25 protein-coding genes and 1 other RNA gene are annotated in these 24,216 nt (G+C 45.6%); 17 read left to right on the top strand and 9 right to left on the bottom strand.

Features of this window, described 5'->3' with window-relative positions; translation table 11 throughout:
- Nucleotides 1-20 precede the first annotated feature (20 nt).
- From rpiA to R7E29_RS08975, 4 genes are all read right to left on the bottom strand, one after another.
- Nucleotides 21-677: a ribose-5-phosphate isomerase RpiA gene (gene rpiA, locus R7E29_RS08990; RefSeq protein WP_005380982.1), complete on the bottom strand. Its 657-nt coding sequence runs from the start codon at nucleotides 675-677 to the stop codon at nucleotides 21-23.
- A 53-nt stretch (nucleotides 678-730) separates the two neighbouring features.
- Nucleotides 731-1,330, bottom strand: coding sequence for a 5-formyltetrahydrofolate cyclo-ligase (locus tag R7E29_RS08985; RefSeq protein WP_025768838.1), 600 nt, complete (start codon nucleotides 1,328-1,330; stop codon nucleotides 731-733).
- A gap of 5 nt (nucleotides 1,331-1,335) precedes the next feature.
- Nucleotides 1,336-1,520, bottom strand: a non-coding RNA gene (ssrS, locus tag R7E29_RS08980) — 6S RNA.
- Between the two features lie 8 nt (nucleotides 1,521-1,528).
- Nucleotides 1,529-1,837 carry a cell division protein ZapA gene (locus tag R7E29_RS08975; protein ID WP_005384553.1) on the bottom strand — a complete coding sequence of 103 codons (309 nt, stop codon included), beginning with the start codon at nucleotides 1,835-1,837 and terminating at the stop codon, nucleotides 1,529-1,531.
- 249 nt (nucleotides 1,838-2,086) lie between these two features.
- Here R7E29_RS08975 and R7E29_RS08970 point away from each other — a divergent pair, with 249 nt between their 5' ends.
- Genes R7E29_RS08970 through R7E29_RS08960 form a run of 3 tightly spaced genes read left to right on the top strand, consistent with a single transcriptional unit; the run spans nucleotide 2,087 to nucleotide 5,107 of the window.
- On the top strand, nucleotides 2,087-2,665 hold the full coding sequence (locus R7E29_RS08970) for a YecA family protein (protein ID WP_005380976.1): 579 nt from the start codon (nucleotides 2,087-2,089) through the stop codon (nucleotides 2,663-2,665).
- Between the two features lie 23 nt (nucleotides 2,666-2,688).
- Nucleotides 2,689-3,867: a 2-octaprenyl-6-methoxyphenyl hydroxylase gene (gene ubiH, locus R7E29_RS08965; protein ID WP_136976892.1), complete on the top strand. Its 1,179-nt coding sequence runs from the start codon at nucleotides 2,689-2,691 to the stop codon at nucleotides 3,865-3,867.
- A 31-nt stretch (nucleotides 3,868-3,898) separates the two neighbouring features.
- Nucleotides 3,899-5,107: an FAD-dependent 2-octaprenylphenol hydroxylase gene (locus R7E29_RS08960; protein ID WP_033907445.1), complete on the top strand. Its 1,209-nt coding sequence runs from the start codon at nucleotides 3,899-3,901 to the stop codon at nucleotides 5,105-5,107.
- 65 nt (nucleotides 5,108-5,172) lie between these two features.
- On the opposite strand, the gene R7E29_RS08955 is transcribed toward R7E29_RS08960, so the two are convergent.
- The 3 genes from R7E29_RS08955 to ygfZ all read right to left on the bottom strand — a co-directional run bounded on the left by R7E29_RS08955 (nucleotide 5,173) and on the right by ygfZ (nucleotide 7,453).
- The gene (locus R7E29_RS08955) at nucleotides 5,173-5,379 is read right to left on the bottom strand and encodes a DUF1107 domain-containing protein (protein WP_005380970.1); all 207 of its coding nucleotides are present in this window, start codon (nucleotides 5,377-5,379) and stop codon (nucleotides 5,173-5,175) included.
- A 639-nt stretch (nucleotides 5,380-6,018) separates the two neighbouring features.
- The gene (locus R7E29_RS08950) at nucleotides 6,019-6,492 is read right to left on the bottom strand and encodes an aminoacyl-tRNA deacylase (protein ID WP_054575410.1); all 474 of its coding nucleotides are present in this window, start codon (nucleotides 6,490-6,492) and stop codon (nucleotides 6,019-6,021) included.
- Nucleotides 6,485-7,453, bottom strand: coding sequence for a tRNA-modifying protein YgfZ (ygfZ, locus tag R7E29_RS08945; protein WP_054577171.1), 969 nt, complete (start codon nucleotides 7,451-7,453; stop codon nucleotides 6,485-6,487). Before ygfZ ends, R7E29_RS08950 begins: the two co-directional genes overlap by 8 nt.
- A 189-nt stretch (nucleotides 7,454-7,642) precedes the next feature.
- On the opposite strand from ygfZ, the gene R7E29_RS08940 reads away from it, so the two are divergent.
- Together R7E29_RS08940 and R7E29_RS08935 are read left to right on the top strand one after the other, a co-directional pair.
- Nucleotides 7,643-7,903, top strand: coding sequence for a succinate dehydrogenase assembly factor 2 (locus tag R7E29_RS08940; RefSeq protein ID WP_005380951.1), 261 nt, complete (start codon nucleotides 7,643-7,645; stop codon nucleotides 7,901-7,903).
- Nucleotides 7,872-8,333 carry a protein YgfX gene (locus R7E29_RS08935; protein WP_230856650.1) on the top strand — a complete coding sequence of 154 codons (462 nt, stop codon included), beginning with the start codon at nucleotides 7,872-7,874 and terminating at the stop codon, nucleotides 8,331-8,333. The genes R7E29_RS08940 and R7E29_RS08935 overlap by 32 nt, the downstream gene beginning before the upstream one ends.
- Before the next feature lie 22 nt (nucleotides 8,334-8,355).
- Here R7E29_RS08935 and nadB read toward each other — a convergent pair whose 3' ends face one another.
- Nucleotides 8,356-9,969 carry an L-aspartate oxidase gene (nadB, locus tag R7E29_RS08930; protein WP_005380947.1) on the bottom strand — a complete coding sequence of 538 codons (1,614 nt, stop codon included), beginning with the start codon at nucleotides 9,967-9,969 and terminating at the stop codon, nucleotides 8,356-8,358.
- A 554-nt stretch (nucleotides 9,970-10,523) separates the two neighbouring features.
- Here nadB and rpoE point away from each other — a divergent pair.
- The 11 genes from rpoE (at nucleotide 10,524) to acpS (ending at nucleotide 19,763) form a co-directional block, all read left to right on the top strand.
- Nucleotides 10,524-11,102, top strand: a complete 579-nt coding sequence (gene rpoE, locus R7E29_RS08925; protein WP_005380946.1) for an RNA polymerase sigma factor RpoE — start codon at nucleotides 10,524-10,526, stop codon at nucleotides 11,100-11,102.
- A gap of 26 nt (nucleotides 11,103-11,128) precedes the next feature.
- Nucleotides 11,129-11,755: a sigma-E factor negative regulatory protein gene (locus R7E29_RS08920; RefSeq protein ID WP_054577172.1), complete on the top strand. Its 627-nt coding sequence runs from the start codon at nucleotides 11,129-11,131 to the stop codon at nucleotides 11,753-11,755.
- On the top strand, nucleotides 11,752-12,711 hold the full coding sequence (rseB, locus tag R7E29_RS08915; protein ID WP_005380941.1) for a sigma-E factor regulatory protein RseB: 960 nt from the start codon (nucleotides 11,752-11,754) through the stop codon (nucleotides 12,709-12,711). Before R7E29_RS08920 ends, rseB begins: the two co-directional genes overlap by 4 nt.
- A gap of 2 nt (nucleotides 12,712-12,713) precedes the next feature.
- Complete coding sequence (locus tag R7E29_RS08910; RefSeq protein ID WP_005380936.1) at nucleotides 12,714-13,184, top strand: SoxR reducing system RseC family protein; 471 nt, start codon at nucleotides 12,714-12,716, stop codon at nucleotides 13,182-13,184.
- A gap of 158 nt (nucleotides 13,185-13,342) precedes the next feature.
- The gene (gene lepA, locus R7E29_RS08905) at nucleotides 13,343-15,136 is read left to right on the top strand and encodes a translation elongation factor 4 (RefSeq protein WP_005380934.1); all 1,794 of its coding nucleotides are present in this window, start codon (nucleotides 13,343-13,345) and stop codon (nucleotides 15,134-15,136) included.
- A gap of 104 nt (nucleotides 15,137-15,240) precedes the next feature.
- Nucleotides 15,241-16,140 carry a signal peptidase I gene (gene lepB, locus R7E29_RS08900; RefSeq protein WP_005380933.1) on the top strand — a complete coding sequence of 300 codons (900 nt, stop codon included), beginning with the start codon at nucleotides 15,241-15,243 and terminating at the stop codon, nucleotides 16,138-16,140.
- 21 nt (nucleotides 16,141-16,161) lie between these two features.
- Nucleotides 16,162-16,839 carry a ribonuclease III gene (rnc, locus tag R7E29_RS08895; RefSeq protein WP_005380932.1) on the top strand — a complete coding sequence of 226 codons (678 nt, stop codon included), beginning with the start codon at nucleotides 16,162-16,164 and terminating at the stop codon, nucleotides 16,837-16,839.
- Nucleotides 16,832-17,794, top strand: coding sequence for a GTPase Era (gene era / locus R7E29_RS08890; RefSeq protein WP_005380931.1), 963 nt, complete (start codon nucleotides 16,832-16,834; stop codon nucleotides 17,792-17,794). Before rnc ends, era begins: the two co-directional genes overlap by 8 nt.
- A gap of 115 nt (nucleotides 17,795-17,909) precedes the next feature.
- Nucleotides 17,910-18,641, top strand: coding sequence for a DNA repair protein RecO (gene recO / locus R7E29_RS08885; protein WP_005384578.1), 732 nt, complete (start codon nucleotides 17,910-17,912; stop codon nucleotides 18,639-18,641).
- A complete protein-coding gene (gene pdxJ, locus R7E29_RS08880; protein ID WP_005384579.1) occupies nucleotides 18,638-19,372 on the top strand; it encodes a pyridoxine 5'-phosphate synthase in 735 nt (244 codons plus the stop codon). The genes recO and pdxJ overlap by 4 nt, the downstream gene beginning before the upstream one ends.
- Before the next feature lie 10 nt (nucleotides 19,373-19,382).
- A complete protein-coding gene (gene acpS / locus R7E29_RS08875; protein WP_005380927.1) occupies nucleotides 19,383-19,763 on the top strand; it encodes a holo-ACP synthase in 381 nt (126 codons plus the stop codon).
- A gap of 69 nt (nucleotides 19,764-19,832) precedes the next feature.
- On the opposite strand, the gene barA is transcribed toward acpS, so the two are convergent.
- Nucleotides 19,833-22,631 (bottom strand): two-component sensor histidine kinase BarA, encoded by a 2,799-nt coding sequence (gene barA / locus R7E29_RS08870; RefSeq protein WP_005383774.1) that lies wholly within the window; start codon nucleotides 22,629-22,631, stop codon nucleotides 19,833-19,835.
- Between the two features lie 192 nt (nucleotides 22,632-22,823).
- Between barA and rlmD the strand changes: the two genes are divergently transcribed.
- Nucleotides 22,824-24,143, top strand: a complete 1,320-nt coding sequence (gene rlmD / locus R7E29_RS08865) for a 23S rRNA (uracil(1939)-C(5))-methyltransferase RlmD (RefSeq protein ID WP_136976895.1) — start codon at nucleotides 22,824-22,826, stop codon at nucleotides 24,141-24,143.
- The last annotated feature ends 73 nt before the right edge of the window (nucleotides 24,144-24,216 follow it).

Here is a 24,216-nt window from a genome sequence, read left to right as displayed (position 1 = left end):
GGTTCATTTTGGGCTGTTATTTATTCTTCAATTTTTGCACCTTCTGGTGTGCCAGTGATCACTACGTCTGCACCACGATGAGCGAAAAGACCCACAGTCACCACACCAGCGATGCCGTTTATTTTGTCTTCCATTTCTTTCGGGTTGGTAATTTGCATATTGTGCACATCCAGAATCACGTTGCCGTTGTCAGTCACAACGCCTTCACGGTAAGCTGGGTCACCACCTAGTTTTACCAATTCACGAGCCACGTAAGAGCGTGCCATTGGGATTACTTCAACAGGCAATGGGAACTGGCCAAGTACGTCAACTGCTTTAGTGCCGTCAACGATACATACGAACTTATCAGAGATTGCTGCGACAATTTTCTCACGAGTCAGAGCCGCGCCGCCACCTTTGATCATTTCACGTGCTGGGTTGATCTCATCTGCGCCATCAACATACACATCCAGCTTCATTACATCGTTACACTCGTATACTTCAATACCAAGCTCTTTAAGGCGCTCAGTTGAAGCGACAGAGCTAGACACTGCACCTTTAATATCATCTTTGATAGTGCCTAGTGCATCGATGAAGTGATTCACGGTAGAGCCAGTACCAACACCGACAATGCTGCCTTTCTCAACATATTTTAGTGCTGCCCAACCAGCCGCTTTTTTCATTTCATCTTGAGTCATGCCAATCTCCTGAATAGATGTTCGTTAACGTTTGCGGGCGTGATTATAGCGGCTTACTTGTCACTTTCCCATTGCCATATTTGGCTTGGGGTCACGATCTTAGGTAATGGAATGTCCCAGCTTTCAATTGGTAAGCGTTCTACATGTTGGCAGTCATGAGCGATACCGACAGGTTTAGCTCCCTCTCCAGTTATAAACCAACGTGACAGAGTACGATCGTAGTACCCCCCGCCCATGCCTAAGCGGTGTCCGATACTGTCGAACCCAACTAAAGGCGTGCAGATTAAATCAAGCTGGCGAACGGGTTTGAGGTGTCTGATATCGAGCTTGGGCTCTAAGATGCCGTACTTGTTGTAGACGAGCTGTTCATCACTTATATACTGAAGAAACAGTAACTGACCTTTAGAAAAGGGATGGATGACGGGCAGATAAACCGATTTTCCCTGTTGCCATAACCATTCAATGAGCGGTTTAGTATCAAGCTCACCGTCTGCAGAAAGGTAGATGGCAATATGTTGCGCCTGCTCGATTTCAGGAAGTTGGGAAAATTGAGTAATAAGGTCGATTCCCGCTTGGTATTGTGTATCACTGCACAGAGCGTTGCGCTTTTCACGAATCAGTTTGCGGAAGTCTTGTCGAGAGAGGTCTGACATAGAGAGAATACCCCAGGGTGCCGTTGAGGATTGTGGCCCTTGAACCAGCTGGTTCAAGGCGGATCAGCAATGACAACCGTAGGCTTCTCGGTGCATGCCGAGCTTGCTCAATAGTTACCAAATACTAACCCTTAGGTATTGCTTATCGGCTCAGGGACTTAAATCCTGCTGACGCACACCCCAGGGTAAATTTTGTATTTACTGCTGTCCTTGCGTAACTTTGCTTAGTGCGTTCTCTAAAGACGCGGTGAGCTTTTCCATTCGCTCAGTAATTTCTTGCTGTTGACCATTGGATTCGTATGACTTGGTGTGCAACTCATAGCAAATATTCAATGCAGCAAAGGTCAGCAGTTGGATTTCATTGGTTACCTTAGTACGTTCGCTCATTTCTTTCAATCGGCGATCCAGATCTTTTGCCGCTGCAACAAGAGACTCTTCTTGTCCTGTCGGACAATTCACTCGTGTAAGTTTGCCTAATATTTCAACGTCGATCGCTTGATTGCTCATGATGAATAAACTCTATATTCGCGCTATCTAAGGTGTTGCTTCATACAACTACCGAGGAGCAAACTATAGGAAAACCGCTATTAAGATTCAAGCATTTCCCATCACAGAAAGAGAAATGATGACGAGATCACACAGGAATTGGGCAAATTGAACAAATGCTGTCCAAAATTGAATTTGATAGCCGTTTCAGACCACTAACCTTGATGGTAGGATATACCAATACATTATTACGCAAGAATGAGCCAAGTTATGAGTGAAATCACCCTTCCTGAATACCAATCTATTGCTGCTGAACTGCAATCGGCAAGCCTGGCTGTGACACCGGCGGAGTTACATGGCTTATTTGTTGGCATGTTAAGTGGTGGATTGGCGATCAATGATCAAACTTGGCAGCCGATTCTTTTTGACTACACCAATGATGGGATGGGGTGGCCCTCGACAGCACTCACTTTTGCTCAGAGCATATTCAACGTTACTGTTAATGAGCTTACTGGCACATCAATGGAGCTGTCTTTACTATTGCCAGATGAGCCGGGCGAAGAAGGCTTATTCGCATTAGCCGACAGTGTGTCCGACTTTGTAAACCACTTTATTTCTGGGTTAGGTCTAGCAGGCGTTGCTCTTAATAAAGCATCTGATGACGCTAAAGAAGCACTGGCTGACTTAGAAGAGATTGCCAAATTAGGCATCGATGAAGATGACGATCTTGGTGAACAAGCGCAATTGCTAGAGCAAGTGATTGAGCACATCAAAGCTTGCGTACTAACGATTCATGCTGAATTTGGTGTTCGTCCTGAAAGCAGCGACAAAAAACCTACTATTCACTAATCGTAGACCGTCCAGAGGTTAGTATGAAGCAATATGATGTAGTCATTGCTGGTGGTGCCATGGCTGGTGCAACGTTAGCATTGGCGATTGACCATTTGTCTCAGGGAAAGCTCCGCATTGCCGTCGTTGAGCCTTTTAAAGCACAATCAGATATGCACCCTGGTTTTGACTCTCGCTCAATCGCATTGTCTTACGGTACTGTCAATCTGTTGCGTCAACTACAGCTCTGGACGTCAGTAGAACCGTTTGTCACCCCCATTGAACATATCCACGTTTCTGACCGTTCTCATGCTGGGATGACGGAGATTACCAAGCAAGAGGTTGGGGTTGAAGCTCTAGGGTATGTTGTAGAATTAGCCGATGTTGGGCGTGTATATCAAGAATTATTAGACAGCAGCGAATCAATTACGCTGTTTTGTCCTGACTCCGTTACCGATATCGAGCGCGAGCAAAACTGTACCCATGTGACGTTGAAAAGTGGTGAGCAACTTGAAGCAAAACTGCTGGTGGCTGCAGATGGTGCTGTTTCGACCTGTTGTCAGAAAATTGGTCTAGAACTTTCTGAGCAAGATTTTGAACAAGTGGCTGTCATTGCCAATATTGTGACTCAAGAACCTCATCAAGGTAGAGCCTTTGAACGTTTTACTGAAAATGGCCCTGTTGCTTTATTACCAATGAGTGACAATCGAATGTCCTTAGTTTGGTGTTTGCACCCTGAAGAAGCCCAAGCCGTTCTTGAGTTATCTGATCAAGCATTTCTCCAGCATTTACAGAACGATTTTGGTTGGCGTTTAGGCGCGATGAAAAAAGTGGGGTGTCGTGCAAGTTACCCATTGCTTCTTCGCCATCGAAAGCAAAATATTTCACATCGCTTTGCGATTGTTGGAAATGCGGCGCAAACGCTGCACCCGATAGCTGGACAAGGCTTTAATCTCGGTATTCGCGATGTAGTCTCACTAGCAGAAGAAATTGTGCACCAAAGTGAGGATGTGGGTCTTTATCAAGGCCTGATGCGCTTTAGTCAACGTAGAGAAGCAGATCGAAGCGAAACTATTTGGCTAACCAGTGCCTTGGTGCATGTTTTTTCAAATGATTTAACCGCGATGCGAATTGGCCGAAATACTGCCTTAGCAGCGATGGATAACCTTTCTATTTTTAAGCAGCCGCTACTACGCCATACACTTGGCTTGGTAAAACGATGAACGGCCGCACTGAATTAGGTAATAAAAAGCAATGATGCAAAGTGTAGATATCGCCATCATCGGCGGAGGGATGGTTGGGTTGGCACTTGCTGCCGCGTTCAAAGACAGTGATCTGCGTGTCGCCGTTATTGAAGGTAAAGTGCCAGATGATTCGTTGAAAGAATTGCCCGATGTTCGTGTGTCTGCGCTGAGCCGCTCTAGTGAGACGATTTTGCGTAAACTTGGTGCTTGGCAGGGCATAGAACAGCGCCGAGCTTCGCCTTACCATGGCATGGAAGTATGGGAACAAGATAGCTTTGCCAGCATTGAATTTAATGCACAAAGTATGGCACAACCTGATTTAGGGCATATTGTTGAGAATCGTGTGATTCAACTTGCACTGCTTGAACAAGTCCAAAAGCTCGATAACGTCACTATGTTTATGCCTGCACGTTGCGCGACTCTCGCGGTCGGTGAGCAAGAAAGCTGGCTGACGCTCGATAATGGCCAAGCCATGACCGCTAAATTAGTGGTCGGAGCCGATGGGGCGAATTCGTGGCTTCGCCATCAAATGGATATTCCATTAACGCATTGGGACTATGGTCATCATGCTTTGGTCGCGAATGTCAAAACTGCTATGCCACACAACAGCATTGCGCGCCAGATATTTACTCCTCACGGACCGTTGGCATTTTTGCCAATGTCGCAACCAGATATGTGCTCTATTGTTTGGTCCACGGAGCCAAATCGAGCAGAGCAGTTAGTGGCAATGAGTGAACATGATTTCAATAAAGCGTTGACGAGTGAGTTTGATGCTCGACTTGGTCTATGTGAAGTAGTGGGAGAGCGTGCTGCGTTTCCTTTGAAAATGCGCTATGCGCGAGATTTTGTTGTCGAGCGAGTCGCGCTGGTTGGTGATGCGGCCCATACCATTCACCCATTAGCGGGGCAGGGTGTGAATTTAGGTTTATTAGATGCGGCCAGTCTTGCTCAAGAGGTATTAGCACTTTGGAAGCAGGGTCAAGATATCGGCAGTAAACGCAACCTAAGAAGCTACGAGCGTTGGCGAAAAGCGGAAGCGGCAAAGATGATCGCTACTATGCAAGGGTTTCGAGATTTGTTCTCTGGCGAGAACCCTGCTAAGAAGCTCGTTCGTGGCATTGGTTTAAGTTTAGCGGGGCAACTGCCGGGAGCGAAAGATGAGATCATGAAGCGCGCGCTTGGTTTAAAGGGACACTTGCCGGATCTGGCGCGTCAGTAAGTGCAAAGCGAACTTCAAATACACAAAAGGCTGGTTAATCCAGCCTTTGTTTTATCAACATTTTGCTAAGCATATGCGCATCGGAGTTTCATTATTTCTTGATTGATCTCTTTGACCGCTCGGAAATGGCGTTGCTCTGCTTTCTCCGGCAGTATTAACTTACCGTTATCAAACTCGAATCTACCGACCCCGTAAATATAAATTCTTCCTTTAAAAAGACGACTTATATGTTTAGCAATCATACTTGGTGTATAGCGCTTAAACAGTCTCATATTTACTTTCCTTTTATCTAACCTAGCCTAGGTATTCTACGTTCTGGACGCGAAAATTATTGTGACAGCAATAGTATTAAATACAGATGTAGGGTGTTGCGTCAGAGAATTGTGTTGTCTTAGACAATTTGACAGTGTCATCTCTTAAATAGCGTGAGGATTACCCCAAAAATAACCTCTCTAAAGGAACCCTTACGCCAATACACTCCTTTTTACGTGACGCATTAAGCAATAGTTTTGTTACAGAATTAAGAATAGAACGAAAACGGTTGTTTGCTAGTTGTTTCTATTAAGGTCGTGCCTCGCGCAACACACTTTACGTTCTAACGATTAGAGGAAATGAAAGAGAAAAAGTTCCACGTAAAAAAAAGCCCGCTTCAGCGGGCGAATAGTCACAGATGCATTACACAAAAGTGGATAACTAACTGCATGAATGCTGTCACTCAGCTAGCTGACTCACTTTATATCGGTTAAGTGCTTGTTTGAAACTTAACCAACAAATTCAGCATATACGAGTTTTATTCCTGTGACTATTTATGTTTTATATGTGATTAAAAATTCTAATGTCTATTTTTGTAGATATGAGCGAGATCACGCAGTGATAGAAACACTACGTGTCATTACATTGTTTTTAGACGATTAACGACAGATCTCAGCTACGGTCGGCTGACACAATTGGATAAGATCTTGGATAGAAAGCGCCAGTCCAGCCATGCGATCGCCACTGCTGATCGTGACTTCCTGTTCTTCTAGTAAGCTAGGGTCGAACACGATTGGCATATGACGTTTGAGTAGCAGAGGAGTGACAGTACCAATTTTGTAACCAGTGATGGACTCAACATCGGCTTGATCAACACAAGTCATCCGGCGATATTTCAGTAACGAGCGCACTTTTTTGGGATCAACGCTACGATCACCTGGCGCACAGGCGAGTGCATATTGATTACCCATGTCTCGTAGCAAGATTGCTTTCACCATTTGAGAGGGGCGAATGCCGCGTTGGTGCGCGGCATCCTCAATGGTGGTTGCTGGTCTTTGATGCGGTAACAGACGAAACGGAATGTGTTGGTCTGTGAGAAATTGCATCAAAGGAGTATTGATTGTATTACTCATCATCAAGACTGTAAGGCAGTGATTCGATTGTCCATTCACATTCTGGTTGCGCAACCAAACGAAGACGAGTGTCCTCATCGAGATTATTAGGCAGTACGATCAGGCCAATCGCGTGATTGTCACTGAACTGGTAGTGATTTAATAAAGCACCTACTGAACGCCAGTTTTCACCTACGCTGCGTTCGAGCTCAATTGGTTCGTCACTGAATGGAGCAGAAGTTGCACCTTTTACGATATACATCGCACGTTTATTGGTACCGCGATACTTCGCTCGTGCTACCGTTTCTTGTCCCGTGTAGCAGCCCTTTGTGAAGCTTATGCCTCCTAAAGCTTGCACGTTAAGTGCTTGTGGAATGTGAGCATTCTGCGCGGATGCAGAGACAAATGGTAAACCTGCCTCAATATCGAAACGATTCCAAAGCTCATTTGTCGTAAAGACAGCGTCGGTAGTTTCAACGATTTGCTGTGCTTCTGGCGCACTTAATATCAGTAACCAGCGATCTTGTGCAACTTGCACTGCTGTGCCACCGTCAACTGGGCGAACGCTGCCAGTTGTCTTGCTCATTGTTGAAATGAATTCGTCGGCTTTGACGCCAGCAACACCTAAGATAACGTCATCAGAAGCTTCAATCGTTACTTTAGAGAAAATAGCGTATTTCTTTATTTCATTAAGTTCTACGTCAATCGCCGATTTTGGTTGGATCATGCCGTAGCCATCATGATGATGGAAAAGGCGGAACACGCTCCACACTTTTCCTTTCGCATCACAATGTGCGCCCAGTGTTGATTGGTCTTGTTCTAAAGAAACAACATCGCAGGTAACCTGACCTTGTAAGTATGATTTTTTATCATCACCGATCATGGTGATCATGCCGAAGTTATCCAGCAGTGAGATAGATAACTCTGGAAGCGCGTCTTGAGTTGAGAGAGGTAATGCTGAAAAACGAGTTTGCCATTCCATAATTACAATGCCTTTTGAAGATATTTTTCCGCTATGTTATACCCAAATAACCTTGAGATACTAGGGGAGCGATTTACGAATCAACATTTGTCTGCTTTCACTATCGTATTGTGACCCGCACACTAGTGACGTAGCACATCCCTTGTTACACTCCGCACTAACAACAAGACATCTATGAAGGAATAGTGAATGTACACTCCGGAAGAAAAAGCGCGTATTAAATGGGCTTGTCGTCGAGGCATGCTTGAGCTTGACGTAGTAATTATGCCGTTTTTTGAAGAGTGCTTTGATACTCTGAGTGAACAAGAGCAGCGTGACTTTGTTTCTTTACTTGAATGCGATGATCCTGATCTGTTTACTTGGGTAATGGGGCATGGCCGTAGCGAAAATTTAGGTCATGCAGCAATGGTTGATAAAATTGTCGCCCATAACCTCAGCAAAGTTCGTTAATTTTACTGCTTCTCCCTCTCTGACTGCCCGAGTCTTCAATGTTGTACTTTTCTTATTGATGACTTGGGCTGTTATCCTCTCTAGCATTCCGCTCGTATTATCGACTTATTTGTTATTACTGATTGTTAAGGCTCTCTCAAGCCAAGGCCTTGTTCAACCTACAAGTCATGGGCATTGGTATGTGCACTGCGATGGCTCGGTTAGGTTTGATGCCCTTGAGTGTGGCGAATGCTCGGAAGATATTGAGTCCGAAAAGGGTCATTTACAGCGAGTCGATACATCGGCATCACCATTCAAGATAACATTCCAATTGCAATCTGGCCGTGTTGTTACGATTTGGCGTGATAGCTGTGACGATGAGCAGTATCGTCAACTATCTTTGGTATTACGCCAATGGGAAATGAAACAGGGAGCTAATGCTCCCTGCTGATGTAATAGTTTACTTGGTAAAGTTAAAGCTGTTTAGCTGGAACCAAAATCGTTGGGCCGCTGTTTTCCAGTTGGTTCGGATAGTCAAGCGTGTAGTGCAAACCTCGACTCTCTTTACGCTGCATCGCACAACGAACCATCAACTCTGCTACTTGTAAAAGGTTACGCAGTTCTAATAAGTTGTTCGACACTCGGAAATTGCTGTAGTACTCGTGTGTTTCTTGTTGCAACAGTTGGATACGGCGTAAGGCGCGCTCTAAACGCTTGTCAGTTCGCACAATGCCCATGTAGTCCCACATAAACAGACGAAGCTCGTGCCAGTTGTGCTGAATGATCACTTCTTCATCACTATTGGTTACTTTACTTTCATCCCAACATGGCACCTGTGAGGGTAGCTCAACGTTAGTGTGATGTTTTAGAATATCTTTTGCCGCAGACCAAGCATAAACCACGCATTCGAGAAGTGAGTTTGATGCCATGCGGTTAGCACCGTGCAGCCCGGTGTAGCTAACTTCACCAATCGCATACAAATTTTTCAGATCGGTGCAGCCATTTCTATCCACCATGACACCGCCACAAGTGTAGTGTGCAGCAGGTACAATTGGGATTGGCTCTTTAGTCATGTCGATGCCCAAATCCATCAAACGTGAATAAATGGTTGGGAAGTGTTTCGTAATAAAGTCAGCAGGCTTATGACTGATGTCGAGATACATACAGTCGGCGCCTAAACGCTTCATTTCGAAGTCGATAGCACGAGCCACGACGTCACGCGGAGCAAGCTCTTTACGTTCATCGAAATCTGGCATAAAGCGAGAGCCATCTGGACGACGCAGGTAAGCACCTTCGCCACGCAACGCTTCAGTCAGCAAGAAGTTACGTGCTTCTGGGTGATATAAACACGTCGGATGGAACTGGTTAAATTCCATATTCGCCACACGACACCCTGCACGCCAAGCAATCGCAATACCATCACCAGACGACACATCTGGGTTAGAGGTGTATTGATAAACCTTTGAAGCACCACCTGTAGCGAGAACCACAAATTTGGCTCGCACGGTTTCGACATGCTCTTCGTTGCGGTTCCAAATATAAGCACCGATAACTTTGTTTTTATCACCGCCAATTTTGTCTTCGGTGATTAAGTCCAGAGCGTTGTGACGTTCGAGAACATGAATGTTTGGATGGTTGTGAGCGTTATCTTGCAGGGAGGTTTGCATCGCCATACCTGTCGCATCTGCCGCGTGAAGAATACGACGACGGCTATGACCACCTTCACGAGTTAAGTGGTAGCGAGGTTCATCGTCAGAGTCATCTTCTTCACGATCAAATGGGACACCACCGTCAATCAACCACTGTACACACTCTTTTGAATGCTCAGCAATGAACCTTACGGTCTCCTCATCGCAAATACCATCCCCGGCGATTTGCGTGTCTTCAACGTGTGAATCAATGGTGTCTGACTCATCAAATACGGCAGCGATACCGCCTTGAGCATAGTAGGTCGCCCCTTCGCTGCGTGGTCCTTTACTCAGCACCATCACCTTACAGTGGTTAGCAACGCGCAAAGCCAACGACAAACCTGCCGCGCCACTCCCTACCACTAATACATCACACTCATGTTCACGATTTGTGTTCATATAACTTTTATAATCCCAAGCTAAGGTAACAAAGTTACCTTGTGTATTATTTGCACACCATGTGCATTCCATTATCGCGACATCTGTCGCTAAGGGCTAAGTTGGGAGACCTATCGACGTCCGTGTTACGGCGGTGACTGAGCCACTCTTCTTTTTCATGCAGAGCATGAGCATGCTTCCTAAGTAATAATTTGTAACGCGGTGTTCAGATAGCCATTAGCCATGCAAATGAAAAGTAATAGTTTGTCAATGCCATTGCTTTTCCATGCTCGACCCAGCACAATCTGGGACAGAGATCATTCATTATACCCATTTCCCTCCAAGATGCTCGCTTGTCAAACTTAGACTAAAGTCAGGCAGCGGTGGTCATTTGGGTACAGACATCACACTGTGAAAAAACAATGACAAAAAACTTGAGAAACCATGGAACTTTCTCATTCACGTTAGGGTCACAATAGTGCTCAAGTAAGCAGTGGTGTCAATACTACGTTTTGCATAATTAGTACCCATATCTGAGAAGAGTAGGGGCATAACAAATAGGAGTATCCGCTCGAATGAACGAGCAGCTGACCGATCAAGTATTGATTGAGCGAGTTCAGAATGGCGATAAGCAAGCATTCAACCTGTTGGTAACAAAGTACCAGAATAAGGTATGTAATCTTATTTCCAGATACGTTAGTAATCCTGGCGATGTACCAGATGTAGCACAAGAAGCGTTTATTAAAGCTTACCGAGCTATCCCTAGCTTTCGTGGGGAAAGTGCGTTTTATACGTGGCTGTATCGCATTGCAGTGAATACTGCGAAAAATCACATTGTTGCTCAAGGGCGTAGACCTCCAGCGACAGATGTCGATGCTGAAGATGCTGAATTTTACGAAACAGGTAGTGCACTTAAAGAAATATCGAACCCTGAGAACTTAACGTTGTCCAAAGAATTGCAACGGGTGGTGTTCAGTGCAATCGAAGCTTTACCTGAAGATTTAAAAACCGCAATGACATTACGAGAGCTCGATGGCTTGAGTTATGAAGAAATTGCAGAAGTGATGGATTGCCCGGTAGGAACGGTACGATCGCGTATCTTCCGTGCTCGTGAGGCGGTGGAAAAGAAAATCAGACCTCTTTTGCAACGCTAGTACAAGTAATAACTATGGTGAAAATAATGGCTGACAAAGAAAAACTTTCAGCTCTCATGGATGGAGAATTGGTCGATAAGGCTTTAATTCAAGAGTTAGAGCAAGACCAAGAGAGCCGTGATGCTTGGCAGAACTATCACCTGATTGGTGATGTGATGCGAGGCGAAGCGCCAGCAAAACCTGAGTGGAATATTGCTGAAAGCGTGGCGTTAGCGTTAGAAGATGAACTTGCACACCGTGCGTTTGATTCGCACAGTGCAAATGTTATCTCAATTGCGGATACGCCAAAAGAGTCGCAACCAGAACCGCAAAAAGCAAAACGTCAGTTGCCAGGTTGGTTGACGCAGTTTGGTCAAGTTGCTGTTGCTGCATGTGTATCGCTTGTTGTTATTTTAGGTGTACAGCAGTACGGTGGTAGCGATTCAATGTCGCCGCAAACAGATCAATTACCTGTATTGCAGACGGTTCCGTTTGCTGGCAGCGCAGAACCAGTGAGTTTGACTCGTGAGTCTGTAGAACGTTCTGTAGGCGAGGCAAATATGCAAGAGCAGCGCAAGCGTGTTCATGCTATGCTGCGAGACTACGAATTGCAGTTACGAATTAACAGTGATGCATCTCAACAAGATGCAAATCTGAATCCGGATATTGAATGAAAAAATTTCTGATCAGCGCTTGCGCTCTGTTCAGTATGATGTCTTCTCAAGCCTTTGCTGGTGATAAGCCAGCGGAGGCTTTATTGCATCAAATGAGCGAGGCGAGTAAGAATTTAAGTTACGAACTCTCTTATATCCTTATCAAAAAGAACAGCATTGAGCCGTTGCTGTATCGTCATGCCACGCATGGTGACGATCAATATGCTCATCTTGTCTACTTAAGTGGCCCTGTGCGTGAAGTGATTCGTCGCGGAACTGAAGTAAGTTATATCGAAACGGGTTTAGAACCGTTCACCATCGAGTCAGGTAAAATGGTCGCTCCGACTATGCCTATGCTCAACACCAATATCGATGAGCTAAACTTGTATTACGACTATGTAAAAGTGGGTAGAGCTCGTGAAGCTGGTGTGGCAACACAAGTGCTGCGTATTGTTCCTAAAGACGGTCTGCGCTATTCATACGTACTATGGATCGATGAGAAGAGTAAATTGCCGTTACGTGCCGACCTTGTGGACCGCGATGGTGAGATGCTTGAACAATATCGCACTATTTCTTACACGGTAAACCCAAAAATCGCAGAGTTAATGAGTGGCCTGCAAGATGTTCAATTACCTGCTGTTCTCACCATGCCAAAAGGCGATATTGGGACCAGTAATTGGCAGGTTGGTTGGATCCCTGAGGGTTTCGAACCGAACGAGCTCAACCGCTATCGTATGGCCGTTACTAACCAAATGGTGGAGAGCCAGCTGTATTCTGATGGTCTGTTTAGCTTCTCTGTTTACGTAGCAAACAAAGATGAGCATTCGTTAAAAGGGCAGTTGGTTCGCCAAGGCAGAAGAACGCTACACAGTTTTGTGAGCGGTCAACATGAAATCTCTGTTGTAGGAGACATTCCACCGACCACAGCACAGCGTATCGCCCAATCTGTCACATTTAATGTAACAAAGAGTAAATAACAATGATGACCGCGTTGGCTACCGTGACAGACGTGCATCGTCGCGGCAAGCAATTCGAAATTGATTTAAGTTGCGAACAGCAGACCAGTTGCAGTAGTTGCTCTTCACAGAAAAGCTGTGGAACGGGCGTTGTTACTAAAGCCATTGGTAACAAGAGTTTATCTTGGCACCTGCGCACGGATAAATCGGTGAAAATAGGTCAAGTCGTCGAGATTGGTTTTCCTGAGTCGAGCCTAATAAAATCAGCAATGGCGGTTTATTTACTGCCATTGTTTGGTTTGATTATCGGTGCGATGTTTGGTCACTTCCTATTAGCGCCGCTGACAGCCGGCGGGGAAGGCATCATCATATTGGCATCGGTATTGTTTGCCGCTGGTGGAATGTGGATCGCAAAACGTGTTTCTCGTCCGTTAGAAGATGAATCTAAGCGCCAAGTTACCCTCGTTAGGGTACTTGGAGAGCCAATCCAGTAAGTGTTGTCCCCCTCCACTAAAGGTTATTTGGGTATGTACTTTAAATTACGTGCGCCCGTTAACGAAATTCGGTAGAATCTGCCAACTTGATTGAAATGCCGTCAGTAGATGGCGTTTCTTACTGTCCCTATTTGTAAAGAGTTAGTCACCCTAAATCTATGAAGCACATTCGTAACTTTTCGATTATCGCCCACATCGACCATGGTAAGTCGACCCTATCAGACCGTCTAATCCAAGTTTGTGGCGGGTTAACCGATCGTGAAATGGCCGCACAGGTTCTGGATTCTATGGATCTTGAACGTGAGCGTGGCATCACCATCAAATCTCAGAGTGTGACGCTAAACTACACCGCTAAAGACGGTGAGACGTATCAGCTGAACTTCATCGATACTCCGGGGCACGTTGACTTTGCATATGAAGTATCACGTTCTCTAGCGGCTTGTGAAGGTGCGCTATTGGTTGTGGATGCGGGTCAAGGTGTTGAAGCTCAAACACTGGCTAACTGTTACACCGCGATCGAAATGGATCTAGAGGTTGTGCCAATCTTGAACAAGATTGACCTACCAGCAGCCGATCCTGAGCGTGTAGCGGAAGAAATTGAAGAAATCGTTGGTATCGATGCAATGGAAGCAACCCGCTGTTCTGCGAAGACAGGCATCGGTGTTGATGACGTTCTAGAGAACATTGTGTCAGCGATTCCAGCACCGGAAGGTGATCCAGATGCGCCACTACAAGCGCTGATCATAGACTCATGGTTTGATAACTACCTTGGCGTTGTTTCTCTAGTGCGTATTAAAAACGGCGAACTGAAGAAGAACGATAAGATCAAAGTGATGAGTACGGGCCAAGTTTGGGGTGTAGACCGCCTTGGTATCTTTACGCCAAAACAAGTAGATACCGATACCCTTCGTACTGGTGAAGTAGGTTGGGTTGTTTGTGGTATCAAAGACATTCTTGGTGCCCCTGTTGGTGATACGCTGACTCTAGCGAAGAATGGTTGTGATAAACCGCTACCTGGCTTTAAGAAAGTTAAACCTCAGGTTTACGCAGGTCTGTTCCCTGTATCTTCCGACGATTACGAAAACTTCCGTGACGCACTAGGCAAACTAAGCCTTAACGACGCATCGCTATTCTACGAGCCAGAAAACTCTGCGGCACTTGGCTTTGGTTTCCGTTGTGGTTTCCTTGGCATGTTGCACATGGAAATCATCCAAGAGCGTCTAGAGCGTGAATACGACTTGGATCTTATTACCACAGCACCAACGGTAGTTTACGAAGTTGAGAAGACAGATGGCGATCTGCTGTATGTTGATAGCCCAGCAAAACTACCAGCGATCAATGACATTGAAGAAATTCGTGAACCGATTGCACGTTGTAATATCCTTGTGCCTTCAGAGTACCTAGGTAACGTAATCACTCTGTGTGTTGAAAAGCGAGGCAGTCAAGTTGATATGGTTTACCACGGTAACCAAGTCGCTGTGACTTACGATATTCCAATGGCTGAAGTGGTACTGGATTTCTTCGATCGTCTGAAATCAACATCACGCGGTTACGCATCTTTGGATTACAACTTCCAGCGTTTTGAAGCTTCGAACATGGTACGTGTAGACGTTCTTCTTAACGGTGACACTGTTGATGCATTGGCGATGATCACACACAAAGATCAGTCTCAGACTCGCGGTCGTCAGTTGGTAGAGAAGATGAAAGAATTCATCCCTCGCCAAATGTTTGATATCGCAATCCAAGCGGCAATTGGTAACCACATTATCGCTCGTTCAACGGTAAAACAGTTGCGTAAGAACGTTATTGCGAAATGTTACGGCGGTGACGTAAGTCGTAAGAAGAAACTTCTGAAGAAACAGAAAGAAGGTAAGAAACGCATGAAGCAGATCGGTAACGTTGAGCTGCCTCAAGAAGCGTTCCTAGCCATCCTTCACGTAGGTAAAGACTAAAGTTGAACTTTGTCTCACACTTGTCGGTCTTAAGACGTTAGATATTAAAATAAGTGAAAGGGTTTCGGCTCTTTCACTTTCGTATTTTTAGATAAGGGAATTTAATGGCGAATACATTCTCACTGATGTTGGTTATTGCGACTTTGGTAACTGGCGTGGTTTGGCTATTGGAAAAGCTGGTTTTCGCGAAAAAGCGTCAGGAAAAACTGGCTGAGATTCAAGCTCAGACGTCTAATGGTTTGGATGCAGTGACCTTGCAAAAAGTTGAGCGTCAGCCTTGGTGGGTTGAAAATAGCGTCTCTATTTTCCCTGTGATCGCGTTCGTTTTAGTATTACGTTCTTTTATCTACGAACCATTTCAAATCCCATCAGGCTCAATGATGCCTACCTTGCTGGTTGGCGATTTCATTTTAGTTGAGAAGTACGCGTACGGTCTAAAAGACCCAGTATGGCGTACTCAGCTAGTGGAAACTGGTAAGCCTGAGCGTGGTGATATCGTGGTATTCAAATACCCACCACAACCAAGTGTGGACTACATTAAGCGTGTAGTTGGTTTACCTGGTGATATCGTGCGTTATTCAAGTGATAAGCAGCTTTGCGTGCAAAGCCAAGGCGAATCGGCATGTAAGCCAGTTAAACTGAGCAATGTTGAAGAAAGTCAGTTTAGCTCGAACGGTATTCCAATGATCCAACTGGATGAAAAATTGGGTAACGTTGAGCACAATATTTTGGTTAACCCTCTTGTGCGTAACCGCGTGGAGCAATATTTCCCACGCAGCGGCACGACAGAGTGGGTTGTACCACAAGGTCAGTATTTTGTGATGGGTGATAACCGTGACAACAGTGCTGACAGCCGTTACTGGGGCTTTGTTCCAGAAGCAAACTTAGTCGGTAAAGCTGTCGCGATCTGGATCAGCTTCGAGTTTGATCGTGGCGCAGATAGTGTTCTACCTTCATGGATTCCAACTGGTGTGCGTTTTAACCGCATCGGTGGCATTCACTAACCATTCAAATATCGAGAGAGTATGAATTCTCCAATTGATAAACTAGAGAGAAAGCTCGGCTACCAGTTTCAAGATGCCGGGCTTATCAATTTGGCGCTGACGCACCGCAGCGCCAACAGTAAGCACAATGAACGTCTTGAGTTTCTGGGCGATTCAATTTTAAGTTTTGTCATCGCTGATGATCTGTACCATCGTTTCCCAAAAGTGAACGAAGGTGACATGAGCCGCATGCGTGCTACTTTGGTTCGCGGACATACATTGGCGGAACTGGGTCGTGAATTCGATCTAGGAGATTATTTAAAATTAGGTCCAGGTGAATTGAAGAGTGGCGGTTTTCGCCGAGACTCTATTTTAGCCGATGCGGTTGAAGCCATTATTGGCGCAATTTACCTAGACAGTGATCTTGAAGTTGTGCGAGGCATTGTACTGAGTTGGTATCAGTCACGCCTTGAAGCCATTAAACCAGGCGTTTCACAGAAAGATCCGAAAACTCGCCTACAAGAGTTCCTACAAGGCAGAAGAAAACCGCTGCCTGTCTACACAGTGACTAATATTAAAGGTGAAGCGCACAACCAAGAGTTCACGGTTGAGTGCGAAGTAGCAGGTGTGGATAAGCCTGTAATCGGTAAAGGCACCAGCCGCCGCAAGGCAGAACAAGCGGCTGCTGAAACAGCACTTGAGCAATTAACAAATGGCTGATAACGAATTCGATATCGATGCGTTTTTCGCATCACAAGGTGAGCCAAGCTCGCCAGAAAACCAACACTGTGGCTTTATTGCTATTGTTGGTCGTCCAAACGTAGGTAAGTCGACACTTTTGAACAAGATTTTGGGTCAGAAGATTTCGATCACCTCTCGTAAGCCGCAAACGACACGCCACCGTATTATGGGTGTGGATACGGACGGCGATTACCAAGCGATTTACGTCGACACGCCTGGACTTCACATTGAAGAAAAGCGTGCGATCAACCGTTTGATGAACCGTGCTGCTAACTCGTCATTGAGTGATGTAAACCTTGTGTTCTTCTTAGTCGATGGTACGCATTGGACTAAAGACGATGAGATGGTACTGACCAAACTTCAAAAATCGAACTTCCCAGTTGTGCTTTGTGTAAACAAAGTCGACAACGTACAAGATCGTAACGACGTGATGCTACACATGGCGGAGATGTCGAAGAAGATGGACTTCGTGGATGTTGTGCCAATCTCTGCCAAGCAAGGTAAGAACATTGACGTACTGCGTAAGCACGTGCGTAATCACTTACCTAAAGCAACGCATCACTTCCCAGAAGAATACGTGACTGACCGTTCTCAGCGTTTTATGGCGTCTGAGATTGTGCGTGAAAAGCTGATGCGCTTTACTGGTGAAGAGCTGCCATACTCAGTAACGGTTGAGATTGAACGTTTTGATTACAACCCAGAAACCGACGGTTTCCACATCAATGCCTTGATTCTTGTTGAGCGTAATGGCCAGAAGAAAATGGTGATTGGCAAAGGCGGCGAGAAGATTAAAACCATTGGTCGCGAAGCGCGTTTAGATATGGAAGAATTGTTCGGTCGTAAGGTTTACCTAGAAACTTGGGTAAAAGTGAAATCTGGCTGGGCAGACGACGAACGAGCGTTGCGATCGTTGGGTTATATAGACGATTTATAATCTTGGCTGCGAAGGTGCTTCGCTCCAACATCGATGAAAAATCAGTATCGATTAAAATAAGGAGCCGCTCGGCTCCTTATTTTTTATTTCACACTTTTTAGGCACAATGACTTAGATGAGTAATCTGTCTTCCGAAGGTTTACAGCGCTGCTTTGTTTTACATCGCCGCCCTTACAGTGAATCGAGCTTAATCCTTGATGTATTCAGTGAGGAATATGGTCGAATGACTTTAATGGCCAAAGGCGCGCGCAGTAAGCGTTCGAACTTAAAAGGCGCATTGCAACCTTTTACTCCGCTGTTACTTAAATGGTCGGGGAAAGGTTCGATGAAGACTTTGCGTCAAGCCGAGCCGATAAGTTTAGGTTTGCCGTTAACGGGCATTAATCTCTACTCAGCCATGTACGTCAATGAACTGATTGGCCGTATTTTGATGGCTGAAGTGCCGATGCCAGCACTATTTCATGATTATTTGCATGCGTTAACCGAGTTGGCGCACAACGAGAACCCTGAGCCTGCACTGCGTCGTTTTGAGTTAGCCTTGCTGTCTGCGATGGGGTATGGCGTGGATTTTTTGCATTGTGCAGGTACCGGCGAGCCCGTCGATCCAGAAATGACCTATCGTTACCGGGAACAGAAAGGGTTTATTGCTTCGGTTAGGCGCGATAACCTCACGTTTTTAGGGAATGAACTGATTGCTATCAGTGAGCGGCGGTTCGTCACTAAAGAGCAGCTAAAAGCGGCAAAACGCTTTACACGTATAGCCTTAAAGCCGTATCTTGGCGGCAAACCTTTAAAAAGTCGTGAATTTTTCATTCAGACCCCCAGAGCACGGAGTAACGGAAAATGAGCTCAATTTATTTAGGCGTCAATATCGACCATATTGCCACTCTACGTAATGCACGTGGTACAAAATACCCAGATCCTGTTCACGCTGCTGAAATTGCAGAGCGTGCAGGCGCGGACGGTATCACTATCCACTTACGTGAAGACCGTCGCCATATTTTGGATCGTGATGTACGTATTCTGCGTGAAACCATTCAAACGCGTATGAATCTAGAGATGGCAGTGACGGACGAAATGGTTGAGATTGCGCTGCAAACTAAACCAGAGTTTGTGTGTCTAGTGCCTGAAAAGCGTGAAGAACTGACGACGGAAGGTGGCTTAGATGTTGTAGGGCAGCTTGAAAAAATTAAAGCTGCGACGAAAAAGCTGACAGATGCCGGCATTAAAGTTTCGCTCTTTATTGATGCTGACCGTCAACAGATTGAAGCTGCGAAAAAGTGTGGCGCTCCGTTTATTGAGCTACATACTGGCCACTATGCAGATGCGACGACAGAAGACGAACAGCAAGCTGAACTGAAGAAGATTGCTGCTGGTGCGAGTTATGCACATGACCTAGGTATTATTGTTAATGCCGGGCATGGCCTGACTTATCACAATGTCGCACCAATTGCTGCATTACCAGAAATTTACGAACTCAACATTGGTCACTCAATCATTGGTCGCGCAGTATTTGATGGTTTAAATAAAGCGGTTGCTGACATGAAAGCACTGATGATTGAGGCTCGCCAGTCATAGGGCTATCTAGATGGCGATTATAGGGTTAGGGACCGACATTGCAGAAATTGAGCGTATTGAAAAAGCGTTAGCTCGTAGTGGTGAACCTTTTGCTCAGCGGATTCTTTCAGAAGAAGAAATGGCCAAATTCTCACAGCTTAAGCTGCAAGGTCGTTATCTTGCTAAGCGCTTTGCAGTTAAAGAAGCGGCCTCAAAAGCATTGGGAACAGGGATCGCAAAAGGGGTCACGTTTCACGACTTTTCCATCTCGAACGATGAGCTTGGAAAACCAGTGCTCGCATTGACGGGCACAGCCAAGCAAATAGCGGATGCGATGGGCGTTAACCACATTCACCTGTCCATTTCCGATGAGCGTCATTACGCTGTGGCGACGGTCATTTTTGAATCCTAGCTTGTAAGTCTTAAACAAAATACTAAAAAGCCAGAGCATTTGCTCTGGCTTTTGTTTCTCTTCAATAGATCACTGTTCAAGGTATAACTTTGCGGTTGTTGTTACTTTAATCATTTCATCTTGCAGCTCGAACATTTCAGGCTCAACTTCCTCAAGACTGACCCCTGAGCGCAGTGCTTGCTCAAGCGTCGCACAGAGTGACTTCAGTCTTGGAACGCCGCAATATGAACTACTGCCGTGCAGCTTATGGATGACATGAATTAGGTCATCACGGGAGATATCTTCTTGCTCCAGAGCTTGGTCAACGACTGCTTCTACTTCAGGGATGAACTCAATCAACATGCGCAGCATGTCTTTAGCGAGATCCTCTTTATTCGCGCTCTGTTTTAAGGCTGCTTGCCAATCAATAATCACATCCTGCTGAGGCGAAGAAACGGGTTGTGGTGCGCTTCCTTCAGGTTCATCAACGTATGAAGGGGCGACTTTGCCAATGCTCTCTGTACAAGCATTTGGGTTCCAGTGAACCAAAACCTGTTGCAGCACATGCTCTTCAATAGGTTTGGTCAAGTAGTCATCCATTCCTGCTGAGAGCAAGCGGTCTCGTTCCCCTGCCATGGCATGCGCCGTTACCGCAATCACTGGCGTGTCTTTATTTAACTCCAGCTCTTTAATGTGCTTACAAGCGGTCACCCCATCCATTTGTGGCATTTGGATATCCATAAAGATTAAATCGTACTTTTTCTCTGTCGCCAGGTTCACCGCTTGCTGGCCATTGCTACAGGCGGTGACGGTTTCTACTCGTTCGCGGAGCAGTGCAGAGATCAGCTTCAAGTTTGCAGGGTTGTCATCCACTGCTAGTACAGTCAGAGGTAAACGGTCCCCTTCGCTTGGCGTAATTGGAGCGCTTAATACAGGTGGCGATTCTACATGTTCGCTAATCAGGCTTTGTAGCAACTTACGGCGAGACAATGGCTTCGTCAGGCACTGGACGTGATGCTCTGTCATTATTTGGTCCGCAAGCGCCAATTCGGTACTCGGTGTCCCTAGGAGAACACTCGGAGCCATGCGTTTCGCTTGTTCTATCCAAGGTGTAATAACTTCCGCATCGTGAGTCTGGTTGGCCGCTAAATTCAACAATACATAATCATATTGTTCTTCGTTGTTTGGTAGCGAAGAGCGGTAGGTTACTAAAATACCCTCCTGACTCAGAATCTGTTGGGTTACGGATGCGGCTTGCATGTTTGGTTCAATCAGCAGTAACTGCTTCCCAGTCAGAAGTTCCACTTCAATCAGTTCGCTCATTGGCATCTCGGTTGAGTGCAAGCGCACCGTAAACCAGAAGGTTGAACCTTGGTGTAGACGGCTGGTTAAACTGATTTCGCCGCCCATCTGGCTCACCAGTTTCTGAGTGATAACCAGACCAAGACCAGTACCGCCGTAACGACGTGAAATACTTGCATCTGCTTGGCTAAAGGCTTGGAACAACTGCGCTTGCTGACGCTCAGAGATACCAATACCGGTATCACGCACCATGAATTGCAGTTCGACGGAGTCTCCTGATTGAGAGCGCATTTCTACGCTAACATCAATGTTGCCTCGCTCGGTAAACTTGATTGAGTTACCGACTAAGTTCGTCAAAATTTGCTGGATACGTAGTGGATCCCCAACTAAACCTGGTGGAATTTTAGGGTCCACTTTTAGGGTGATTTCTAACCCTTTCTCATGTGCACTTGTGGCTTGTAGGTTAATTACCTCTTCTAAACTTTCTCGGAAATCAAAAGGAATGTTTTCGAGTGCCAGCTTACCCGCTTCAAGTTTCGAGAAGTCGAGAATGTCATTGATGATATTCAGCAGGTTGTTCGCCGATTTCTCAATCGTCTGTAGGTAATCCGTTTGGCTGTTAGAAAGCTGCGTTTTAAGCATTTGACGAGTAAAGCCAATCACCCCATTGAGCGGAGTACGCAGCTCGTGCGACATGTTCGCCAAGAACTCTGACTTAACCCTGGCCGCTTCTTGCGCGCGTTTCTTCGCGATATCCAACTCAACGTTCTGAATTTCTAGCTGCTCAAGCGTTTCACGTAAGTCGGACGTGGCTTGGTCTATACTGTGCTGCATCTCCACGTGATATTCTGATAACGATACCGCCATGGCGTTGATGCCATTTTTTAGCTGGTCTAACTCACCGTGCATTTTGCCTTCGATACGCACATCCAGATGACCACGGCGAATGCGGTCAACGACATTCTTCATGTGGGTGATAGGTTGGGTCACATCGTGCATTAGACGTGAAGCAAACACACTTGCTAAGCCAAGACCGAGAACCAGAACTAAAAAAGCAGAGAAGACTTCTTGATACTGTTGCAGCCTCAAGGAGGAGAGATCTAACTCGACGGCGATGTAACCAATCGCTTTTGTGCCTTGGCTTTCGTTCGACAACTCCGCTAAGTAGTGACCTTCTGACAAAATGGGGACACGCAATATCAGTGAGTTTTCGTAGATTTCCGAATTACCCAGTTGCGGGATCGGTTTATCTTTGGGAAACATCAAGGCTTCAAAATTAGGATGAAAGTTAGAGGTCACAAAGAGCTCATGATGTTCATCAAATACCGCGATACTACGAACCAGTTTGGAGTTTTTGCGGTGCGCGTAGCTTATCAAGCGACGTACCGCCTCTCGGCTTTCTGATAGTAGATGAGTTTCACTGGCAATCGCCAGCGGCTCAATAATGCTGTTACCAGTGGTGATAACTTGTTTCTCAAGGTCTTGGTAGCGGTTAAATGAGAAAAAGCCGCTCAGTAATAAACCAATAATGAGAGTGGGAGCGAGAGTTAGTGTAATTACACGTGCTCGTAAGCCATATCTGGTCATGTTATCTAATTACATCGGAGTCTGGATATGGGAAAATAACGCATTATTTCTCAAGCGCACGATAAAGCCTTGAGCAAAGAAGTGACGTCACCGAATAAACGGTAAGCATAATCAAGTCACTCGAATCACACAACGGCTGCAATCAAGAATAGTGAAGCCGAAGAGCAATTACACATAAATCAGGCATAGAGCATGGCACGCATCTTTCAACCGAAAAAGAAAACCCAACTCAATACTCGGCACCAAGCAGTGCAAGTAGAGCGTTTAGATCACCACGGCGCAGGCATTGCTTACCTCAAAAAGAAGCCATTGTTTATTGATGGAGCACTGCCGGGTGAGGAGGTGGTCACTCAATTGGTGGAAGAAAAGAGCAAATACGCTCGCGGTAAGTTGATTAAAATCCTTAAGCCGAGTGAAGCTCGTGTGGAGCCATTTTGCCCACATTATCATGAGTGCGGTGGCTGTGATTTGCAGCATCTAGATTATGGCCAACAATTGACGTACAAACAGCAAACGTTGCGTCAGCTAATGCGAAAATTTTCAGGCAGTGACATTGAACTAGATGCCCCGTTATTGGGATATTCGCAGGCCTACCGTCGCCGTGCGAGAGTGAGCTTGTTTGTTGATAAAAAAACACGTCAGCTACATTTTGGTTTCCGTAAAAAGCAGAGTAAGCAAATTGCGCAAGTGACCGATTGCCCAGTGCTGGCACCGGAACTGAATGTTTTGCTGCCAGAGATTTACTCAGCGCTAAAAGCGTTCAAAAAGCCTGAACAATTGGGTCATGTAGAGCTGGTACTTGGTGATAATGGGCCGTGTATTACGCTGCGCCACTTGAGCGCTCTGACAACGAGTGAAACTCAATCTCTAACGGAGTTGGCAAAACGTCATGGCGCATCGTTGTACTTAATGCCATCGACAGAACAATTAGACCTTATCGAAGGCGATATGCCTTTTTATCAAGAAGTTGGAGTGAAAATCCCTTTTGCACCAAATAACTTTATTCAAGTAAACCAAGGTGTAAACCAACAAATGGTCAAACAAGCGGTTGAGTGGTTAGACCCACAAAAGAGTGACCGAGTGTTAGATTTGTTCTGTGGTTTAGGCAACTTTAGTTTACCAGTTGCGAAATTAGCTAAGTACGTGGTTGGAGTAGAGGGTGTTGCAGAGATGGTAGAAAAAGCCACAAACAATGCATCTTTGAACCAAATCAATAACGCGCAATTTTATCACGCTAACCTTGAGCAAGATTTTGAAGGCCAAGCATGGGCCGCAGAGCGGTTTGATAAAGTATTATTAGACCCGGCACGCGCGGGAGCGAGTGGGATCATCGATCAAGTTTCTGAGCTTGGCGCACAGCGTGTAGTTTATGTTTCTTGTAATCCTGCTACCCTTGCTAGGGATAGTCAAAGCTTGATAGAGCAAGGCTATAAATTAACTAAATTAGGTATGCTGGACATGTTCCCTCATACCAGTCATCTAGAATCGATGGCATTGTTTGAAAAGTCCTAACTTTAGGACTTTGACCCCTTATTTGTGGTGGGTGGTCATAAAGCCAGCGTGTACGCGCGGTAAAAAGAACTAA

This window comes from Vibrio sp. Vb1729 (assembly GCF_033338655.1).
Classification (GTDB): Bacteria; Pseudomonadota; Gammaproteobacteria; order Enterobacterales; family Vibrionaceae; genus Vibrio; species Vibrio alginolyticus.
This window is presented reverse-complemented; position numbering and strand designations above follow the sequence as displayed.